We start from the raw sequence: 15329 nt of genomic DNA on the forward strand, positions 1-15329 counted from the left end.
AAAGGCGCTACGCGCAGAGCGGCGACTGAGTGTCTACAGAACTCTGGCCGGTCCACATTGCCATCAATTATGGCAACCGGATGTCTACGAAAGGCTGGCCGGTCCAGCCATGCCAATGGGCCAAAGCCGCCAGTCGCTGCTTGAGGGTGTTGATCGCGGCCTTGGGCGCCTGGTCGGCCAAATAGCGGGCCACTGAGTCCGGCGTCGCCGGCAGATGGCCGCCCCACTCGACCTCAAAGTGCCTTAGCGCCGAGGCATAGCTACGCTGGGTGTTTTCCCGGGTTGCGGCTTCGAGATAGCGGTCCAGGGGCGCCATACTGGCTAGCGTATCTCAGGCGTGGCCTCATTGCGTGGGTGGCGCGGAAGTGCCAGTGAAACGACAGCGGCACTAGCGACCAGGACGGCCGAAATTGCCAAACAGGCGCCAATGCCGGCCACTTGAAAGACCCAGCCTGACAACACTGTGCCCAGCAGTCGACCCAAAGCATTTGCCATGTAGTAGAAGCCCACGTCCAACGACACACCGTCATCGGTGGCGTAGCTGACGATCAGGTAGCTATGCAGGGAAGAATTGATCGCGAACAGTACGCCGAACAGCATCAGGCCGGCCACCAACACCGTCTGGGCGTCTTGACCTGCTGCCAAGGCCACAGCCATGGCCGCTGGGACAACCGTTAGCAATACCGCCCAAATGAACGCGGCACGCCCGTCCGGCACCTTACCGCTACGCCGCCCGGTGAAGTACGGCGCCATCGACTGCACGATGCCGTAGCCAATGATCCAGACCGCCAAGAAGCCGCCTACTTCCCAGAAGTCCCAGCCCAGCGTGGTGGCCAGGAATACCGGCAAGGCAACGACGAACCACACGTCGCGCGCTCCAAAGAGGAACATGCGCGCTGCGGAGAGCAAATTGATCGCCCGGCTTTTAGAGAAGATGTCGCGGAACTTTGGCTTAGCCTTGGCCTTGCCCAAGTCGCGCTTGAGCAGGGCCAGACTCAGTAGCCACACCACCACCAAGGCCCCGGCCATGATCGCTACCGCCGGCGCAAAGCCTACGGCGGTGAGAAGCGCGCCCCCCAGAAAGAAGCCCAAGCCCTTGAGCGCATTCTTGGATCCCGTAAGTGCCGCGACCCAGCGAAACAGAGTGCCTTGCTGATCGCCGGGCACCAGCAGCTTGATGCTGCTCTTAGCGCTCATCTTATTAAGATCCTTGGCGATCCCGGACATAGCCTGTGCCGCCATGACCCACGGCACCGTCAGCCATACTGCTGGCACAAGCAACATGGATAGGGCGACAACCTGCAGCGCCAATCCGATGTTCATGGTGCGGTTCAGTCCTATCCTGGCGCCCAGCCATCCGCCCACCAGGTTGGTGATGACGCCGAAGATCTCGTAGAAAAGAAACAGCAGCGCGACCTGCAATGGACTGTAGCCCAGCGCGTGGAAATGCAGCACCACGAGCATGCGCAAGGCGCCGTCGGTCAGGGTGAATGCCCAGTAGTTGCCCGTAATCAGCAAATACTGGCGAACGTCAGGCGACAGGCGCGATCGCATCGTTCAGCCCGCTTTGCCGACAAGTTGCACCAGCTCGGCGGTGCGATTCACGTAGCCCCATTCGTTGTCGTACCACGCGTAGATCTTCACCTGCGTGCCATTGATGACCATCGTGGATAGCGCATCGACGATGCTTGATCGTGGATCGGTCTGGTAGTCGATCGATACCAGCGGACGGGTCTCGTACCCCAGGACGCCCTGGAGCTCACCCTCGGCCGCCGCCTGCAGCAGATCGTTGACCTCCTCGACCGAGGTTGGGCGCTCGACTTCAAACACGCAGTCGGTCAGGGAGGCATTGGTCAGCGGTACACGCACGGCGTGGCCATTCAATCGACCCTTGAGTTCAGGGAAGATCTCTGCGATCGCCGTGGCCGAGCCCGTTGACGTGGGAATCAGACTGCTCCCGCAGGATCGGGCGCGGCGCAGATCCTTGTGCGGTGCGTCTACGATTACCTGCGTATTGGTCAGGCTGTGGATGGTAGTCAGGCTACCGTGGCGGATGCCAATCTTCTCGTGAATAACTTTCACCACCGGCGCAAAGCAGTTGGTCGTGCAGGAGGCGGCCGATACGATGCGATGCAAGGCAGGATCAAAGCGCTGTTGATTCACGCCCATTACGATGTCCAAGGCGCCGGCAGACTTGACCGGTGCGGTGACCACTACGCGCTTCACTCCCTGGTCCAGGTAAGGCTGCAGCACATCGGGCTTGCGAAACTTGCCGGAGGATTCAATCACGACGTCGCATTCTGACCAGTCAGTAGCCGCGATCTCCTTATTGCGGGTAACGGGGATGCGAACGCCCTCGATGACAATGGCTTCGCCATCGGTGGTGACTTCGCGGTCCCAGCGGCCATGCACCGAATCAAACATCAGCAGATGTGCCAGTGTTTGTGGGTCACCTGCTGGGTCGTTAATGTGCACGAAAGAAAGTTCGGGATTGCCCCAAGCAGTGCGAAGGGTCAGGCGTCCCATGCGGCCGAAGCCATTGATGCCAACTCGAATGGTCATGGTATGAATCTGGAAGGAAGAAGGAGTTGAAAGGTCAGGATGACTTTCCGATTTCGCGCACTTGAGTCTCAAAGACCAGGCGGTCTATGGCTTCGATTCTCAGAGCCAACAGCAAGGAGATCCGATGCTGGAGCAGATGGAGCGCATTGTTGAACGCCTTGTGGATGTGTTCGGAGGAGCCGGCAACGGCGGCGGGATCTTCGATCCCCCAATGCGCAGTGACGGGATGCCCTGGCCAGATCGGACATGCCTCGCCGGCAGCGCGATCGCAGACGGTGATGACCAAGTCCATCTCCGGTGCGCCAGGAGCTGCAAATTCATCCCAAGGCTTGCTGCGCAAGGCAGCGGTGGGCAGGCCGGCTTCCTGCAGCACCTGCAACGCCATCGGGTGTACTCGGCCACGCGGCTGACTGCCCGCGCTAAACGCATTGAAGCGATCTTTGCCTAGTTGATTGGCCAAGGCCTCAGCCATGATGCTACGGGCAGAGTTGCCCGTGCACAGGAACAACAGGTTGTACTTGCGAGTCATAGGAGATCCTGTGGAGGAAGAATCACGCGCGGGTTTCGTACCAGCCCTTGGAGGCATTGACGATGCGAACGACGGACAACATGACAGGCACTTCCACCAGCACACCAACCACCGTGGCTAGTGCCGCACCCGAGTGAACGCCGAAAACACCCACGGCGGTAGCGACCGCGAGTTCGAAGAAATTGCTGGCACCGATCAGCGCCGAAGGGCCTGCCACACAGTGAGCTTCACCGAGCTTGCGGTTAAGCCAGTAAGACACGCCAGCGTTAAGGTACACCTGGATCAGAATCGGTACGGCCAGAATGCCGATGATGAGTGGCTGATCCACGATCTGCCGACCCTGGAACCCGAACAGAAGCACCAGCATGACCAGCAATGCACTGAGTGAGACAGGACCAAGTCGCTTGAGAAGCGCTTGCAGCGCAGCTTCGCCGCCCCGGCGCAGTAGCCAGCGCCGCACCAGCACAGCAATGATCACCGGCACGATGATGTACATGCCCACGGAGATCAGCAGGGTCGACCAGGGAACGGTGATTGAGGAAATCCCCAGCAACAGGCCCACGATCGGCGCAAATGCCACGACCATGATGGCGTCGTTCAAAGCGACTTGGCTCAAGGTAAACCGGGCGTCGCCCCCACAAAGTTGGCTCCAGACAAACACCATCGCTGTGCACGGCGCGGCCGCCAGCAAGATCAGGCCCGCGACATAGGAATCGATTTGGGCCGCCGGCAGATAGTCGGCAAAGACATGCCGGATGAAGATCCAGGCCAACAGCGCCATCGAGAATGGCTTGATCGCCCAGTTCACGAATACCGTGACACCAATGCCTTTCCAATGCTGGGTGACATCGCCCAAAGCTGCGAAGTCGATCTTCAGCAGCATCGGGATGATCATCAGCCAGATCAGCACGGCCACGGGCAGATTTACCTTGGCGATCTCCAGTCCTCCCAGCGCAGCGAAGGCGCCGGGGAACAAATAGCCCAAGCCGGTGCCAACGAGGATGCACAGGACCACCCACAGCGTCAGATGTCGCTCGAAGGCGCCCATCCGCTGAGACAAGGAAACCGTGTTCGGGGTTGCAGCGGATGCATCGCTCATCGACTCACCTTCTTGGAGGGCTTGGCGCTGGACTTCTTGGCGGCGGGCATGCACGAGGGCACGGGGCTGCCGCCGCAGCAATTGCTGGTCAGAAACTCGATGAGATCGTTCATCTTTTCGAAGTCGGCGCGGTAGCAGATGTAGCGGCCACGCTGCTCGCCCTGGATCAGCCCGGCGTTGTTCAGTTCCTTGAGGTGAAATGAAAGGGTAGCGCCAGGCAGGGAAAGCGCCTCGGCGATATCGCCCACCATTCGACCGTCTGGCCCCGCCTCAACCAGCAAACGAAACACAGACAAGCGAGTGGTCTGGCCCAGTGCGGCCAATGCCGCGGTTGCATTCTTGATTTCCATTAAACTAGAATATTGGAAGATACGAAGGATAGCAATACCCTATGACAGACATGCGACTGCCAAACCTCGTCCCGGGCGCACTCGATGTGCCGCACCCTTCCAAGCTGAGCCTGGACGGCCCTGAGCATCCGCCACGCATCCTGATTCTGTATGGCTCGCTACGCCCGCAGTCGTTCAGTCGAAAGCTCGCGTTGGAAGCTGAGCGCCTTTTGCAGCATTTCGGTGCCGAAACGCGGGTGTTCGATCCGCATGAACTGCCGCTGCTGGACAGCGTCGGGGTCGATCATCCCAAGGTGCAAGAGCTGCGTGCTCTATCCGAATGGTCCGAGGGACACGTGTGGGTCAGCCCGGAACGCCACGGCACTATCACCGCCGTTTTCAAGAATCAGATCGACTGGCTGCCGTTGGAGGAAGGTGGTGTACGTCCCACGCAAGGGCGAACCCTGGCAGTGATGCAGGTCTGCGGCGGCTCTCAATCTTTCAACGTGGTCAACGCGCTACGGGTCCTGGGTCGCTGGATGCGGATGGTGACCATTCCGAATCAATCCTCGGTACCGAAGGCTTGGCAGGAATTCGACGAACAAGGACGCATGAAACCCTCCGCCTACTACGATCGCGTTGTCGATGTCATGGAGGAACTGGTCAAGTTCACTGTCATGGTGCGCGGGCGCAGCGCGTATCTGACCAATCGGTACAGCGAGCGCAAGGGCGACTTGACTGCTGTGGAACTTGCTGCGGCCTCGGGGGCAGCGCAGTAGCCGCTCGTTGTAACACCGCAAGCTTCTGCTCTTCACCGCAAACAGACTATTGAGGCGCTACTTAGATGGAAGCCGTTATCTACCACAATCCGGCCTGTGGAACTTCTCGCAACACGTTGGCATTGATGCGTCATGCCGGCCTGGAGCCTGCGGTCATCGAATATCTCCATCATCCTCCCTCGCGTGAGCGACTGCTGGAACTGATCACCGGCGCTGGTCTGAGCGTAAGACAGGCCCTTCGGCAAAAGGGCACTCCCTATCTGGATTTGGGGTTGGATAACCCCTTGCTGGATGAGGATGCATTGCTGGATGCGATGTTGGCCCACCCGATCTTGATCAATCGGCCGTTTGTCGTGACGGAAAAAGGGATCCGTCTCTGCCGTCCCTCCGAGTTGGTGCTGGATCTGCTTCCGCCGGTGACGCGCCCGTTCGCGAAGGAAGATGGAGAAGTCGTCATTGATGAGTCCGGACGCCGGCGACTCTAGTCGTCGGTGCGATCCGGTTTCAGCCGCGTCATTTTGTTCTATCGTCATGGGCAGCACGAAGCTGATGGGCGACGGGGACGGTTGCAGCCAGAAGGACGACCATCACCACCAGCACGACCTCGATGCTCAACGAGAGAGACACACTAGCCACGGCTACGGGCGTCAACGCCCGCGCGAAGCCCTGGACACGTGCGATCTCCCCGTTCCATTGCCCGGCCGCGGAGTTTCCATAGATGGCTTGAACCAGCCACGGTTTGGCTAATGTCTGCAGGCCTGCGCCTAGACCAAACACTGAAACGGCCAACAGACTGAGCCCAGGTCCGTGGGCCAAGGTTACGCCCAACATACCCATCACCATGAGCACGATGGGCACGGTGGTGAGTGTGGTCTGCGACAGTGCTCGCGTCTTTCGCAAGAGCCAAATGCGGCCAGGCAGCTGTGCCGCCCCGAAGGCCGCTAGCACGATGGCCGCAGTCTCCGCCGATACGCCACGCTCCATCAAAAAGGGGATCAGCAGTGTCGTCAAGGTGATGCTGGCAAGACTGCCTATGCTAAAGATCATCGCCAGTGAGGGCATGTGGCGCGGCCACGCCTTGTGCTTCCATGTGAGGGCGGTGCGGGTCTCGATGGCCGGCAGGGCCGGAACAACCCATCCCTCCATGAGGCAGGCCACCAACAAGAGCGCACCCACCCCAGATAGCGCGGCTATCCGCCACCCCCATGTTCCTATGACATAGGACGTCAGAGGCAGGAAGACCGTGCTTGCCAGTCCGCCCATGATGGTCACCGCAGCGAGCGCCCGCAGGCGGTGCCCGGGCTCAAGAATTGCCCGCATGACCAGGATGAAGGCCGGCTCATAAAGCAGCAGTGCCATGGCAATGCCGATGAGCAGCCAAGCTGCGTACAGCATCATGACGCTGTCCGACAGGCCTAGTAGCAGAAGCCCCGCAATGGCCAAGCACAGGCCCCAGCGCGTCACGATCCCGGCATGCCCTTCATCCAACCAGCGCCCGACCAGAGGCGCAACCGATGCCATGGCGATCAAGCCGACCGAGAAGGCGCCGGCAACGACGGTACGCGTCGTGGCCAGCGCGTGCTCCAGTGGCACCAGAAACACGGAGAAGCTGTAGTAGAGCACGCCCCACAAAATGCATTGGCAAAGCCCCAGCAGCCAGACGGCACGTTTCTGTTCGGAATGCATGTCAGGTGCAGCAGCTTGAGCGCGGTGCGATCGCAAGTGTCGTCTTGCACCCACAACCTGATGCCCCCGCTTGCTTGGCCTGCGCGTCCTCAAGACAGCAGGCATCCGCACCGGCGGGCGCCGGCCCACCGCAGCACGACTGGCTTGCTACCGTGGCCGTCACGGGGACAGATTCGCAGCAGCTGCTTGAGGACGGCTGTTCGCTTTCCTCACCGGAGAACTGGGTGATGCATACCCCTGTCTCGGGAAGGATCAGTTCCACTCTTCGAGCCGCTTCCCAGTCTCCCGCAATGGCAGCCGCCACTGATCGTACCTGCTCGTATCCGGTCAACAGCAGGAAGGTCGGAGCACGCCCATAGCTCTTCATGCCGACGATGTAGATATCGGCATCGGGATGCTTGAGCTCTTCTGCGCCGTGCGGTCTGACGCTTCCGCAACTGTGCAAGTTGGGATCAATCAACGGTGCCAGCGCGGTAGGCGCCTGAGTTCCATGATCCAGTGCGATGCGAAGCTCCGAAAGCAGCGTCACATCGGGCCGGAAGCCTGTGGCGACCACGATCTCGTCCACCGCGTCGAGCGATGTGGCCTCACTGGAGGCGACGATCCCCTCTGGCATGCGTTCCAGGTTGTCCAGGTGGAACCCGGTCGCGACCCTCAAAATCCCACGCTTGACCAAGTCCGCAATCGTCAAGCCGAGCCTGCCGCGTTCCTTCAACTGATCGTTCTCTCCGCCACCCAAGACCCGCGCCACGCTAGGGCGCCGCAGGGCCCAGTGAATCTGCATGTCCGAGGTCTGATCGGCCAGCTTGGCCAGATCTGCCAACACATTGAAAGCGGAGTGCCCGCTGCCTATGACGAGCACACGCTTGCCTTCATATCGAGAGCGATCGCGGCCCAAGACATCGGGCATGCCGTAGAAGATGTGCGCCTGCAGTGCAAGTTCGCCCCGTGCAGGGATACCCGAGGCACCGGCCGGGTTCGGCGTATCCATCGTGCCCGACGCATCGACTACCGCCTTGGCCAGCAGTTCATGCTCACCCGCAGCGTCGGTGTAACGCACCAGGAAAGGGCTCTGCTCGCGCAGGGCGTCCTTCATGCGGTCTTTGCGCAGTCGAGTAACTGCCGTGACCCGAGTGCCGGTATGGACGATGCGCGCCATTTCAGGCGTTGCGGCCAGCGGCCGTAGGTATTGCGCTACGACGTCCCCGCCGGTGGGAAAGTGCTTCAAATTGGGCGTGGACCACCCGTGTCGCACCAAGATCTCATTGGCCGCGCGATCGATGGCGAACTCCCACGGCGAGAACATTCGTACATGCGCCCAGCGCTGCATGCCGGCACCGATGCTGTCGCCTGCTTCAAACACAATGACGGGGAGATCGCGTGCCAACAGATGTGCAGCTGCGGCTAGGCCAACAGGGCCTGCGCCGATGACGATGACGGGAAGATCAGTGCTCATGGTAGGTCCTTGGTTTGGGTTGTGGCCGCAGGCAAGCGGCATGAGAGGTTGCTAGTGGCAACAATCTAGACAGCAAGAAGTGATCAATGCGCACCTAGCGGACAGCACCGGCGGATCGCATCGGCGAATCGAAGACCGACCTTCTTGAAGGGAATATGCAGTAGCCGCTGGAGCGCGAACTCAGAGGGGTAACGCTTGGCTTCAAACACACCCACGTGGATTGGCGACTCACCCCGTCGATACGTGCCGAATACCTGATCCCAAATCGGGAGCGTGGTACCGAAATTCCCGGCTTCGGCCTCCTCGGTGCTGTGGTGAAGGCGATGCAGTTCCGCGCTCCCCAGCATCCAGTTGAGCGGCCCGATGGTTCCGGCCACGTTGGCATGTGTGACCAACGCCTGGGTGATTCCGAACAGCGCGACAGCGAGTACGGCTTCGGGCGACAAGCCCAAGGCCAGTAGCGGCCCCAACTTTGCTGCCTTGTCGTACACGGCGTTGATCGGGTGCGCGAACAGGGCGTTGGAGGCGGTGAGGCGATCAGGCAAGTGATGCGTCACGTGCACGCGCCAGAGCCAACCTTCGGCATGGCTCCAACGGTGTACCCAGTAGCTGCCCAGTTCTGCCGCCAGCAGGCCTACCAGGATCTGCACCCCGAGTGACCACGGGTTGCTACCGGGCAACAACGTCACGGCGAGTGCGGCAAGCCCGGCCCCTGTGGCTGCATCTGCCATGACATTGATGCCACCCACCACGCCATCGCGGCGTAGATGGCGCCTATCCGCATGCCAGTCGCGCCGATGGGGACGCCACTTTTCGGCCGGCATGAGCACGGCCAGATTCAGCGCCAGCCATGTACCCAGGACGGTTTCAGCGGCAAAGCTCCATGCCAGTGCGGCAGACCACGCCACGGGCAGCAACACGAGCAGCGCTAGGTGCGGTACATGCCACGGTTGGCGGGTGCGACTAGACGACATCTATTCTCTCCTGTTGGTAGTAACAACCATTTGTGCAAAAAATCAGTCGCATTTCCATGCCCCTTCGGCACCGCAAGAGGGCTCACAGCCGCCTACACTCACGCCGGACACAAACCGATCCTGAGCCGCGCGTGCCAGACGACGAATCACCTCAATCGAGGCGCGCCGGACCGCCGGATCCAGCCCCTGGATCAGGGAGGCCTGCTGGCCGACCAATTCGTCATTGATCCGCTCATAGAGTGCTCGTCCTGCTGGCGTCACGCTCAACGAGAGCGCGCGGGCGTCCTCTGCGTCCGCTTGGCGAACCGCATAGCCCTTCTTCACCAGAGCATCGACAACGCGGGTGGTCGTGCTCTTGTCGAGCATGAGGGCATCTGCCAAGGCTTGGCTCCTGCTGGGGCCGCGCTCAACCAAGGCCTCCAGTGCATAACACTGGGTCACCGAGATGTCATAACAACAGATGCGGTCACGGTCCCGGAACTGATAGATCCGTACCAGGTGGGATACCGCCGCGTTGAGCGCTTCTGCATCGCTGAGCAAGAGCGCATCGAAGGCCGGATTTGTTGCTTGGGCGGACATAAAGTGACCCGTTAGTTGCTAGGTGCAACCATATGCCTGGCCAGAGGGGTCGTCAAGTCTTGGGGGTAAGGGCGGAACGGGGCAGCGGATTCTGAGCCTCGGTGCCGAGGCGGATGGCGGTCATCTTCCTGTCACAGACCGAGCGCACAGTGCCGTCGTGTCGAAATGTCATGACATTTCGACATTTCCATTGGCCTTGTGAGATCGCCTGTGAGCAGCAACGCCCCGACCGCTGAAGAAATCTTCGAGTACCTCGAAAAGCGCACCCTGCAGGCCTCCATGTCGACCGACTGGGCGCTTGATGCACTGCAGGCGCTGGCCAACGGCTCACGCTTGCGCATCTTCCGAACCCTGATGCGCTACGAGCCTGCGGGTTTGGTAGCCGGGGATCTGGGCGAGCAGATGGCCATGCGTCACACGACCCTGTCCAACCATTTGGCGGTGCTCAGCCGCGCCGGCTTGATCTGCGGCACGCGAGAGGGGCGCTTCATCCGCTATCGCGCCTGCCTGGAAGGCATGCAGGCCCTGCTCGGATTCCTGCTGAAGGATTGCTGCCAAGGGCACCCGGAAGAGTGTGTCCAACTCCAGACGGCCCAGGATAGTCAGGCGATGTGCGAGTGCATCGCCGAAGTACCCGCTTCGCCACGAAAGCGATCCAACTGAGTTCAGCGGACCCGGCTTGGGGACGCCGGGTTCGGAGGCGTTGTTGCTAATAGCCCCATCCAACTTTCTCGGAGACTGCAATGAAACTGAAATCCTACAGCCTGTTGGCAGTGGCGATCCTGGCGATCACCGGCTGCAACAAAAATGCCACCCCTGCGGCCGACGGTGCCGCTCCCCAGGCGCCGGCAGCGGCATCCGAAGCGGCTCCGGCTGCTCAGGGCCTGGTTACGGCCGATGGCTCCTCAACCGTGTTCCCGGTTACCGAGGCTATGGCCGAGGAGTTCCAGAAGGCCAACCCTGGCATCAAGGTGACCGTGGGCATGTCGGGCACGGGCGGCGGCTTCAAGAAGTTCTGCCGCGGCGAGACTGATATCTCCAACGCCTCCCGTCCGATCAAGGGCGAAGAGAAGGAGGCATGCAAGGCCGCTGGCGTTGAGTACATCGAGCTGCCGGTTGCCCTGGATGCCCTGACCGTCGTGGTCCATCCGCAGAACACGTGGGCCGCCGAGATGACGGTGGATGAGCTCAAGAAGATGTGGGAGCCGGAGGCCCAGGGCAAGATCAGCAACTGGAACCAGGTGCGCAGTAGCTTCCCGAACAAGCCGCTGGTGCTGTACGGCGCGGGTGTGGATTCGGGCACCTACGATTACTTCACCGCCGCCATCGTCGGCAAGGAACATTCCAGCCGCGGCGACTTTACCGCCTCGGAAGACGACAACGTGCTGGTGCAGGGCGTGTCCGGCGATGTCAATGCGCTCGGCTTCTTCGGTCTGGCTTACTACGAAGAAAATCCCGGCAAGTTGAAGGCGGTGAAGATCAAGGCCACGGCCGACGCCCCGGCGGTTGAGCCCAGTGTGGAGAACGCGCGCGCAGGTACCTATCAACCGCTGTCGCGTCCGATCTTCATCTACGTCAACAAGAAGGCCGCCGAAACCAAGCCTGAAGTGGCCAAGTTCGTCGAGTTTTACCTCGATTCGCAGAATGCCACCGAGCTGGTGAAAGAAGTGGGCTACGTGCCGCTGCCGGACAACGCGCAGGCCGCCTTTCGCGAGCGCTTTGCCAAGCGCGAGATTGGTACCGGCTTCACCGGATCAAAGATCGGCGTGTCGATCGATGATTTGCTGAAAGAGAAACTGGTCTATTGACCGTCATGACGCGGTGGCGGCCTGTCGCCGCCGCGTCCTTCCGAGCTCGCCATGGCCATTGATTCCACGCTGATGAGTCCCACCAAGACGATCGAACGGCTGGTGCCGACCCCCGCGTTCCTGCGGCGGCGCCGCGCGGTGGATCGCTCCATGCGGTTGGTCCTGTTCCTGGCCGCCACGGTATCGGTGTTGGTGACGGCCGGCATCATCTATGTACTGCTCAGTGAGAGCATCAAGTTCTTTGCCCAGGTGTCGATCTGGGACTTCTTGACCGACACGCAGTGGACGCCGGTATTTGAGGATAAGCACTTCGGCATCATTACGCTGCTCTCGGGCACGCTGATGAGCACGCTGATTGCACTGGTCATCGCCGCACCCGCAGGTACGATTCTGGCGGTGTATCTCAGTGAGTTCGCCCGGCCCCGTGTTCGCGAGGTCATCAAGCCTTTTCTGGAACTGATCGCGGGCGTCCCAACCGTGGCGTTTGGCTATTTCGCCCTGTTGTTTCTGACCCCGATATTTCAGCAGTTCATTCCTGGCCTGGCCACGTTCAATCTGCTCGTGCCTGGCATCGTTATTGGCATCATGATCCTGCCGTACATCGTGTCGGTAAGTGAAGACGCCATGCGCGCAGTGCCCGACAGTCTGCGTGAGGGCGCATTTGCACTGGGCTTCACCCGCTTGCAAACGGGGCTGCGGGTGGTAGTGCCTGGCGCATTCTCCGGCATTACCGCGGCCTTTCTGTTGGGTATGTCTCGGGCGGTCGGCGAGACGATGGTGGTTGCCGTGGCCGCAGGACAACAAGCCAAGATTGCCGGCAATCCGCTGGAGGGTGCCGCCACTATCACCTCCTACATCGTGCAATTGAGCATGGGCGATCTCCCGTATGATTCGATCGCCTATCTGACGATCTTTGCGGCAGGCCTAACCCTTTTCCTGCTGACGTTTATCTTCAATCTGCTGGCCTTCTGGCTGCGCCGTCGTTATCGGGAGGCCTACTAATGAATAAGCCTGGACTAACGTCCAACCGCTTGGATGGCTACAGCGAAGCTCGCCTGCTGAAACGGGCCAAATGGTCCGATGGGCTGTTCGCCATACTGGGATTGCTGGTGCTGGTGGCCACTTTGGTTGTTCTCGGAGCATTGATCGCTGATTTCGTCTCCGATGGCGCAGGCCGTATCGACGGTGACTTCCTCACCAGCTATCCGTCCCGACGCCCGGGCAGTGCCGGCATTCTTTCGGCTTGGGTAGGCACGACCCTGGTGATGATCGTCACCGCGGCATTGGCGGTTCCGCTCGGCGTGGCCGCCGGCGTGTACCTGGAAGAGTACGCACCCAAGAACTGGGTGACCGACTTCATCGAGATCAACGTCACCAACTTGGCGGGCGTCCCTTCGATCATCTACGGTCTGCTGGCGCTAGGCTTGTTCGTGCAGACCTTGGCCATGGGGCAAACCATTCTGGTTGCCGGCATCACGCTAGCCCTTCTGATCCTTCCTATCCTGATCGTGGCCACACGCGAGTCACTGCGCGCGATTCCACAAGATATCCGCGAAGCATCATTCGGCTTAGGGGCGGATCAATGGCAGACAGTCAGCGGCTACTTGCTGCCCGCAGCCCGTCCAGGAATTCTGACCGGGGCTATCGTGGGTATGTCACGTGCGATCGGTGAGACCGCACCGATCATCACCATCGGCGCACTGACGTTCATCGCCTTCTTGCCGCCATCACCGTTCCAGGATTCGTTCCCCTTCGTCAACTTTGACTGGCTCAATTCACCTTTTACGGTAATGCCGATCCAGATGTTCAACTGGGTTTCACGGCCGCAAGCCGGTTTCCATATCAACGCGGCCGCGACCGGTCTCATCCTGCTGGCGATGACGCTGCTGATGAACGGTTTCGCCATTTGGCTGCGCTACCGCCTACGACGCAACCTGCGTTGAACCTATGTCCGGAGATCCCATGAATCGCGCTGTAGCCCCGCCGCCGCCCAGCGTTACGCCCTCCCATGCGATCGCCGCTGGGGAGATTGCCTACCGCGCGCAGGTTGAGAACCTGAACTTCTACTACGGCTCGTTCCAAGCGTTGAAGAGCGTGAACCTGGCCATTGCCGACCGTCAGGTGACGGCGCTGATCGGTCCTTCAGGCTGCGGCAAGAGCACCTTGCTGCGATGCTTCAACCGCATGCACGACCTGTATCCAGGAAACCGCTACGAAGGCAAGATCCAGCTATTTCCGGAAGACATGAACATCGTCAGCAGCGACGTTGATCCGATGCAGGTGCGGCTGCGGATCGGCATGGTGTTTCAGAAGCCTAATCCGTTCCCAAAATCGATCTTTGACAACGTTGCGTCCGGACTGCTGATCCGAGGTGTGCGTGATCGCGCGATCGTAGCCGAACGTGTGGAGCTTGCCCTGCGGCAGGCCGCTCTCTGGGAAGAAGTTAAGGACCGACTTACGCAATCTGCGTACGGTCTTTCGGGTGGTCAGCAGCAACGGTTATGCATCGCCCGGGCGCTGGCGCCGAATCCGGAGATGATCCTGTTCGATGAGCCGACCTCAGCGCTTGATCCCATTGCAACCGCTCGCATCGAGGAGCTGATCGACGAGTTGCGCAACGAGTACACCATCGTGATCGTTACTCACAACATGCAGCAGGCCGCGCGCATCTCGAACTACACGGCCTTCATGCATCTTGGGAACATGATTGAATACGGGGAGACCTCTGAGTTCTTCACCAACCCCCAGCACGAGAAGACTCACGAATACATTACTGGCCGCTTCGGGTGAGGAGAGCTGATCATGACAGACCACATCGTGCAGGCGTTTGACACTGAACTTGAGGCCATCACCCAGCAAATAAGCGAGTTGGGGCAACTGGCCGAGCGGCAACTCACCGATGCGGTGTGGGCGCTGCGCCATGCCAGCAAGGAACTTGCAGAGAGCGTAAAGGCGCAAGACACCCAGATGGACCGACTGGCGGCCCGGATTGAAGAGGAGGCCATCAGTCTGATAGCGCGTCGACAACCGCTTGCGGTGGATCTACGCCACGTCATGGCCGCTATACGTATCGCCGCCAACCTGGAACGTGCAGGCGATCTGGCCAGCAACATTGCTAAGCGCGTCATCGCCATGGCTCCACATAAGCTGCCAAATGCATTTGCTGAACCTCTCCAGCGCATGGTCGACTTAGCCCTGCTGCAGCTTCATGACGCCGGAGAAGCCTTTGCGAAGCGAGATGCGCAACAGGCTCAAGGTGTCTGGGAACATGATGCGACTATCGATGCGTTGCACACGCTGTTGTTCCAAGACATTGTCGAGGCGATGACCGACGATCAAGTGCCGGCATTGGACCTGGCTCACCTGTTGTTCGTCATCAAGAACATCGAGCGTATCGGCGATCACGCTACCAACATCGCGGAGAACGTGGTGTATCTGGTGAGTGGCGCAGCGCCAACACAAGATCGACCCAAGCAGGACGAAAGCAGTTCGCTCGCTCAGCTATCACCCAAGCGCTAGCGGGCTGAT

General features: G+C 60.3%; 17 protein-coding genes and 1 pseudogene. 8 read left to right on the plus strand and 10 right to left on the minus strand.

Features of this window, described 5'->3' with window-relative positions; genetic code table 11:
- Positions 1-82: 82 nt before the first annotated feature.
- The 6 genes and pseudogenes from AX730_RS00020 to AX730_RS00045 all read right to left on the minus strand — a co-directional run.
- Positions 83-316: pseudogene (locus AX730_RS00020) on the minus strand (Tn3 family resolvase); the annotation flags it as partial.
- 5 nt (positions 317-321) lie between these two features.
- Positions 322-1554 carry an organoarsenical effux MFS transporter ArsJ gene (gene arsJ, locus AX730_RS00025; RefSeq protein WP_062350219.1) on the minus strand — a complete coding sequence of 411 codons (1233 nt, stop codon included), beginning with the start codon at positions 1552-1554 and terminating at the stop codon, positions 322-324.
- A 3-nt stretch (positions 1555-1557) separates the two neighbouring features.
- Positions 1558-2562 carry an ArsJ-associated glyceraldehyde-3-phosphate dehydrogenase gene (locus AX730_RS00030; protein ID WP_062350222.1) on the minus strand — a complete coding sequence of 335 codons (1005 nt, stop codon included), beginning with the start codon at positions 2560-2562 and terminating at the stop codon, positions 1558-1560.
- A gap of 34 nt (positions 2563-2596) precedes the next feature.
- Positions 2597-3091 (minus strand): arsenate reductase ArsC, encoded by a 495-nt coding sequence (locus AX730_RS00035; RefSeq protein ID WP_062350225.1) that lies wholly within the window; start codon positions 3089-3091, stop codon positions 2597-2599.
- Positions 3092-3113: 22 nt separating this feature from the next.
- Positions 3114-4139, minus strand: a complete 1026-nt coding sequence (arsB, locus tag AX730_RS00040) for an ACR3 family arsenite efflux transporter (RefSeq protein WP_062350228.1) — start codon at positions 4137-4139, stop codon at positions 3114-3116.
- Positions 4140-4186: 47 nt separating this feature from the next.
- Positions 4187-4540 carry an ArsR/SmtB family transcription factor gene (locus AX730_RS00045; protein WP_062350231.1) on the minus strand — a complete coding sequence of 118 codons (354 nt, stop codon included), beginning with the start codon at positions 4538-4540 and terminating at the stop codon, positions 4187-4189.
- Positions 4541-4590: 50 nt separating this feature from the next.
- Between AX730_RS00045 and arsH the strand changes: the two genes are divergently transcribed.
- Both arsH and arsC read left to right on the plus strand, forming a co-directional pair.
- Positions 4591-5298, plus strand: a complete 708-nt coding sequence (gene arsH, locus AX730_RS00050) for an arsenical resistance protein ArsH (protein ID WP_062350234.1) — start codon at positions 4591-4593, stop codon at positions 5296-5298.
- Between the two features lie 65 nt (positions 5299-5363).
- Positions 5364-5783: an arsenate reductase (glutaredoxin) gene (arsC, locus tag AX730_RS00055; protein WP_062350237.1), complete on the plus strand. Its 420-nt coding sequence runs from the start codon at positions 5364-5366 to the stop codon at positions 5781-5783.
- Positions 5784-5811: 28 nt separating this feature from the next.
- On the opposite strand, the gene AX730_RS00060 is transcribed toward arsC, so the two are convergent.
- The 4 genes from AX730_RS00060 to AX730_RS00075 all read right to left on the minus strand — a co-directional run bounded on the left by AX730_RS00060 (position 5812) and on the right by AX730_RS00075 (position 9993).
- Complete coding sequence (locus AX730_RS00060; RefSeq protein WP_062350240.1) at positions 5812-6984, minus strand: MFS transporter; 1173 nt, start codon at positions 6982-6984, stop codon at positions 5812-5814.
- A 1-nt stretch (position 6985) separates the two neighbouring features.
- Positions 6986-8440 carry an NAD(P)-binding domain-containing protein gene (locus tag AX730_RS00065; RefSeq protein WP_062350242.1) on the minus strand — a complete coding sequence of 485 codons (1455 nt, stop codon included), beginning with the start codon at positions 8438-8440 and terminating at the stop codon, positions 6986-6988.
- An 83-nt stretch (positions 8441-8523) separates the two neighbouring features.
- Positions 8524-9414: a sterol desaturase family protein gene (locus AX730_RS00070; RefSeq protein WP_083537603.1), complete on the minus strand. Its 891-nt coding sequence runs from the start codon at positions 9412-9414 to the stop codon at positions 8524-8526.
- Positions 9415-9456: 42 nt separating this feature from the next.
- Positions 9457-9993 (minus strand): MarR family winged helix-turn-helix transcriptional regulator, encoded by a 537-nt coding sequence (locus AX730_RS00075; protein ID WP_062350248.1) that lies wholly within the window; start codon positions 9991-9993, stop codon positions 9457-9459.
- 210 nt (positions 9994-10203) lie between these two features.
- Here AX730_RS00075 and AX730_RS00080 point away from each other — a divergent pair, with 210 nt between their 5' ends.
- From AX730_RS00080 to phoU, 6 genes are all read left to right on the plus strand, one after another.
- Entirely contained in the window at positions 10204-10656 is a 453-nt protein-coding gene (locus AX730_RS00080; RefSeq protein ID WP_232310120.1) for an ArsR/SmtB family transcription factor, read from the plus strand.
- Positions 10657-10736: 80 nt separating this feature from the next.
- Positions 10737-11801 (plus strand): PstS family phosphate ABC transporter substrate-binding protein, encoded by a 1065-nt coding sequence (locus tag AX730_RS00085; RefSeq protein ID WP_062350251.1) that lies wholly within the window; start codon positions 10737-10739, stop codon positions 11799-11801.
- A 51-nt stretch (positions 11802-11852) separates the two neighbouring features.
- Positions 11853-12803 (plus strand): phosphate ABC transporter permease subunit PstC, encoded by a 951-nt coding sequence (pstC, locus tag AX730_RS00090; RefSeq protein WP_232310121.1) that lies wholly within the window; start codon positions 11853-11855, stop codon positions 12801-12803.
- Complete coding sequence (gene pstA, locus AX730_RS00095) at positions 12803-13744, plus strand: phosphate ABC transporter permease PstA (protein WP_062350254.1); 942 nt, start codon at positions 12803-12805, stop codon at positions 13742-13744. Before pstC ends, pstA begins: the two co-directional genes overlap by 1 nt.
- Positions 13745-13748: 4 nt before the next feature.
- Positions 13749-14591 (plus strand): phosphate ABC transporter ATP-binding protein PstB, encoded by an 843-nt coding sequence (gene pstB / locus AX730_RS00100; protein WP_407071462.1) that lies wholly within the window; start codon positions 13749-13751, stop codon positions 14589-14591.
- 12 nt (positions 14592-14603) lie between these two features.
- Complete coding sequence (gene phoU / locus AX730_RS00105) at positions 14604-15320, plus strand: phosphate signaling complex protein PhoU (protein WP_062350258.1); 717 nt, start codon at positions 14604-14606, stop codon at positions 15318-15320.
- The last annotated feature ends 9 nt before the right edge of the window (positions 15321-15329 follow it).

Source organism: Pseudoxanthomonas mexicana (genome assembly GCF_001556105.1).
In the GTDB taxonomy this organism is placed as follows: Bacteria; Pseudomonadota; Gammaproteobacteria; order Xanthomonadales; family Xanthomonadaceae; genus Pseudoxanthomonas_A; species Pseudoxanthomonas_A mexicana_A.

Bases quoted from the DNA above. Each gene is read 5' to 3' on its own strand.
- arsH (WP_062350234.1), top strand. From the start codon at position 4,591: ATGCGACTGCCAAACCTCGTCCCGGGCGCACTCGATGTGCCGCACCCT.
- pstC (WP_232310121.1), top strand. From the start codon at position 11,853: ATGGCCATTGATTCCACGCTGATGAGTCCCACCAAGACGATCGAACGG.
- arsC (WP_062350237.1), top strand. From the start codon at position 5,364: ATGGAAGCCGTTATCTACCACAATCCGGCCTGTGGAACTTCTCGCAAC.
- AX730_RS00085 (WP_062350251.1), top strand. From the start codon at position 10,737: ATGAAACTGAAATCCTACAGCCTGTTGGCAGTGGCGATCCTGGCGATC.
- phoU (WP_062350258.1), top strand. From the start codon at position 14,604: ATGACAGACCACATCGTGCAGGCGTTTGACACTGAACTTGAGGCCATC.
- AX730_RS00060 (WP_062350240.1), bottom strand. From the start codon at position 6,984: ATGCATTCCGAACAGAAACGTGCCGTCTGGCTGCTGGGGCTTTGCCAA.
- arsB (WP_062350228.1), bottom strand. From the start codon at position 4,139: ATGGGCGCCTTCGAGCGACATCTGACGCTGTGGGTGGTCCTGTGCATC.
- AX730_RS00030 (WP_062350222.1), bottom strand. From the start codon at position 2,562: ATGACCATTCGAGTTGGCATCAATGGCTTCGGCCGCATGGGACGCCTG.
- AX730_RS00075 (WP_062350248.1), bottom strand. From the start codon at position 9,993: ATGTCCGCCCAAGCAACAAATCCGGCCTTCGATGCGCTCTTGCTCAGC.
- AX730_RS00045 (WP_062350231.1), bottom strand. From the start codon at position 4,540: ATGGAAATCAAGAATGCAACCGCGGCATTGGCCGCACTGGGCCAGACC.
- AX730_RS00065 (WP_062350242.1), bottom strand. From the start codon at position 8,440: ATGAGCACTGATCTTCCCGTCATCGTCATCGGCGCAGGCCCTGTTGGC.
- AX730_RS00070 (WP_083537603.1), bottom strand. From the start codon at position 9,414: ATGTCGTCTAGTCGCACCCGCCAACCGTGGCATGTACCGCACCTAGCG.
- pstB (WP_407071462.1), top strand. From the start codon at position 13,749: ATGTCCGGAGATCCCATGAATCGCGCTGTAGCCCCGCCGCCGCCCAGC.
- AX730_RS00035 (WP_062350225.1), bottom strand. From the start codon at position 3,091: ATGACTCGCAAGTACAACCTGTTGTTCCTGTGCACGGGCAACTCTGCC.
- pstA (WP_062350254.1), top strand. From the start codon at position 12,803: ATGAATAAGCCTGGACTAACGTCCAACCGCTTGGATGGCTACAGCGAA.
- arsJ (WP_062350219.1), bottom strand. From the start codon at position 1,554: ATGCGATCGCGCCTGTCGCCTGACGTTCGCCAGTATTTGCTGATTACG.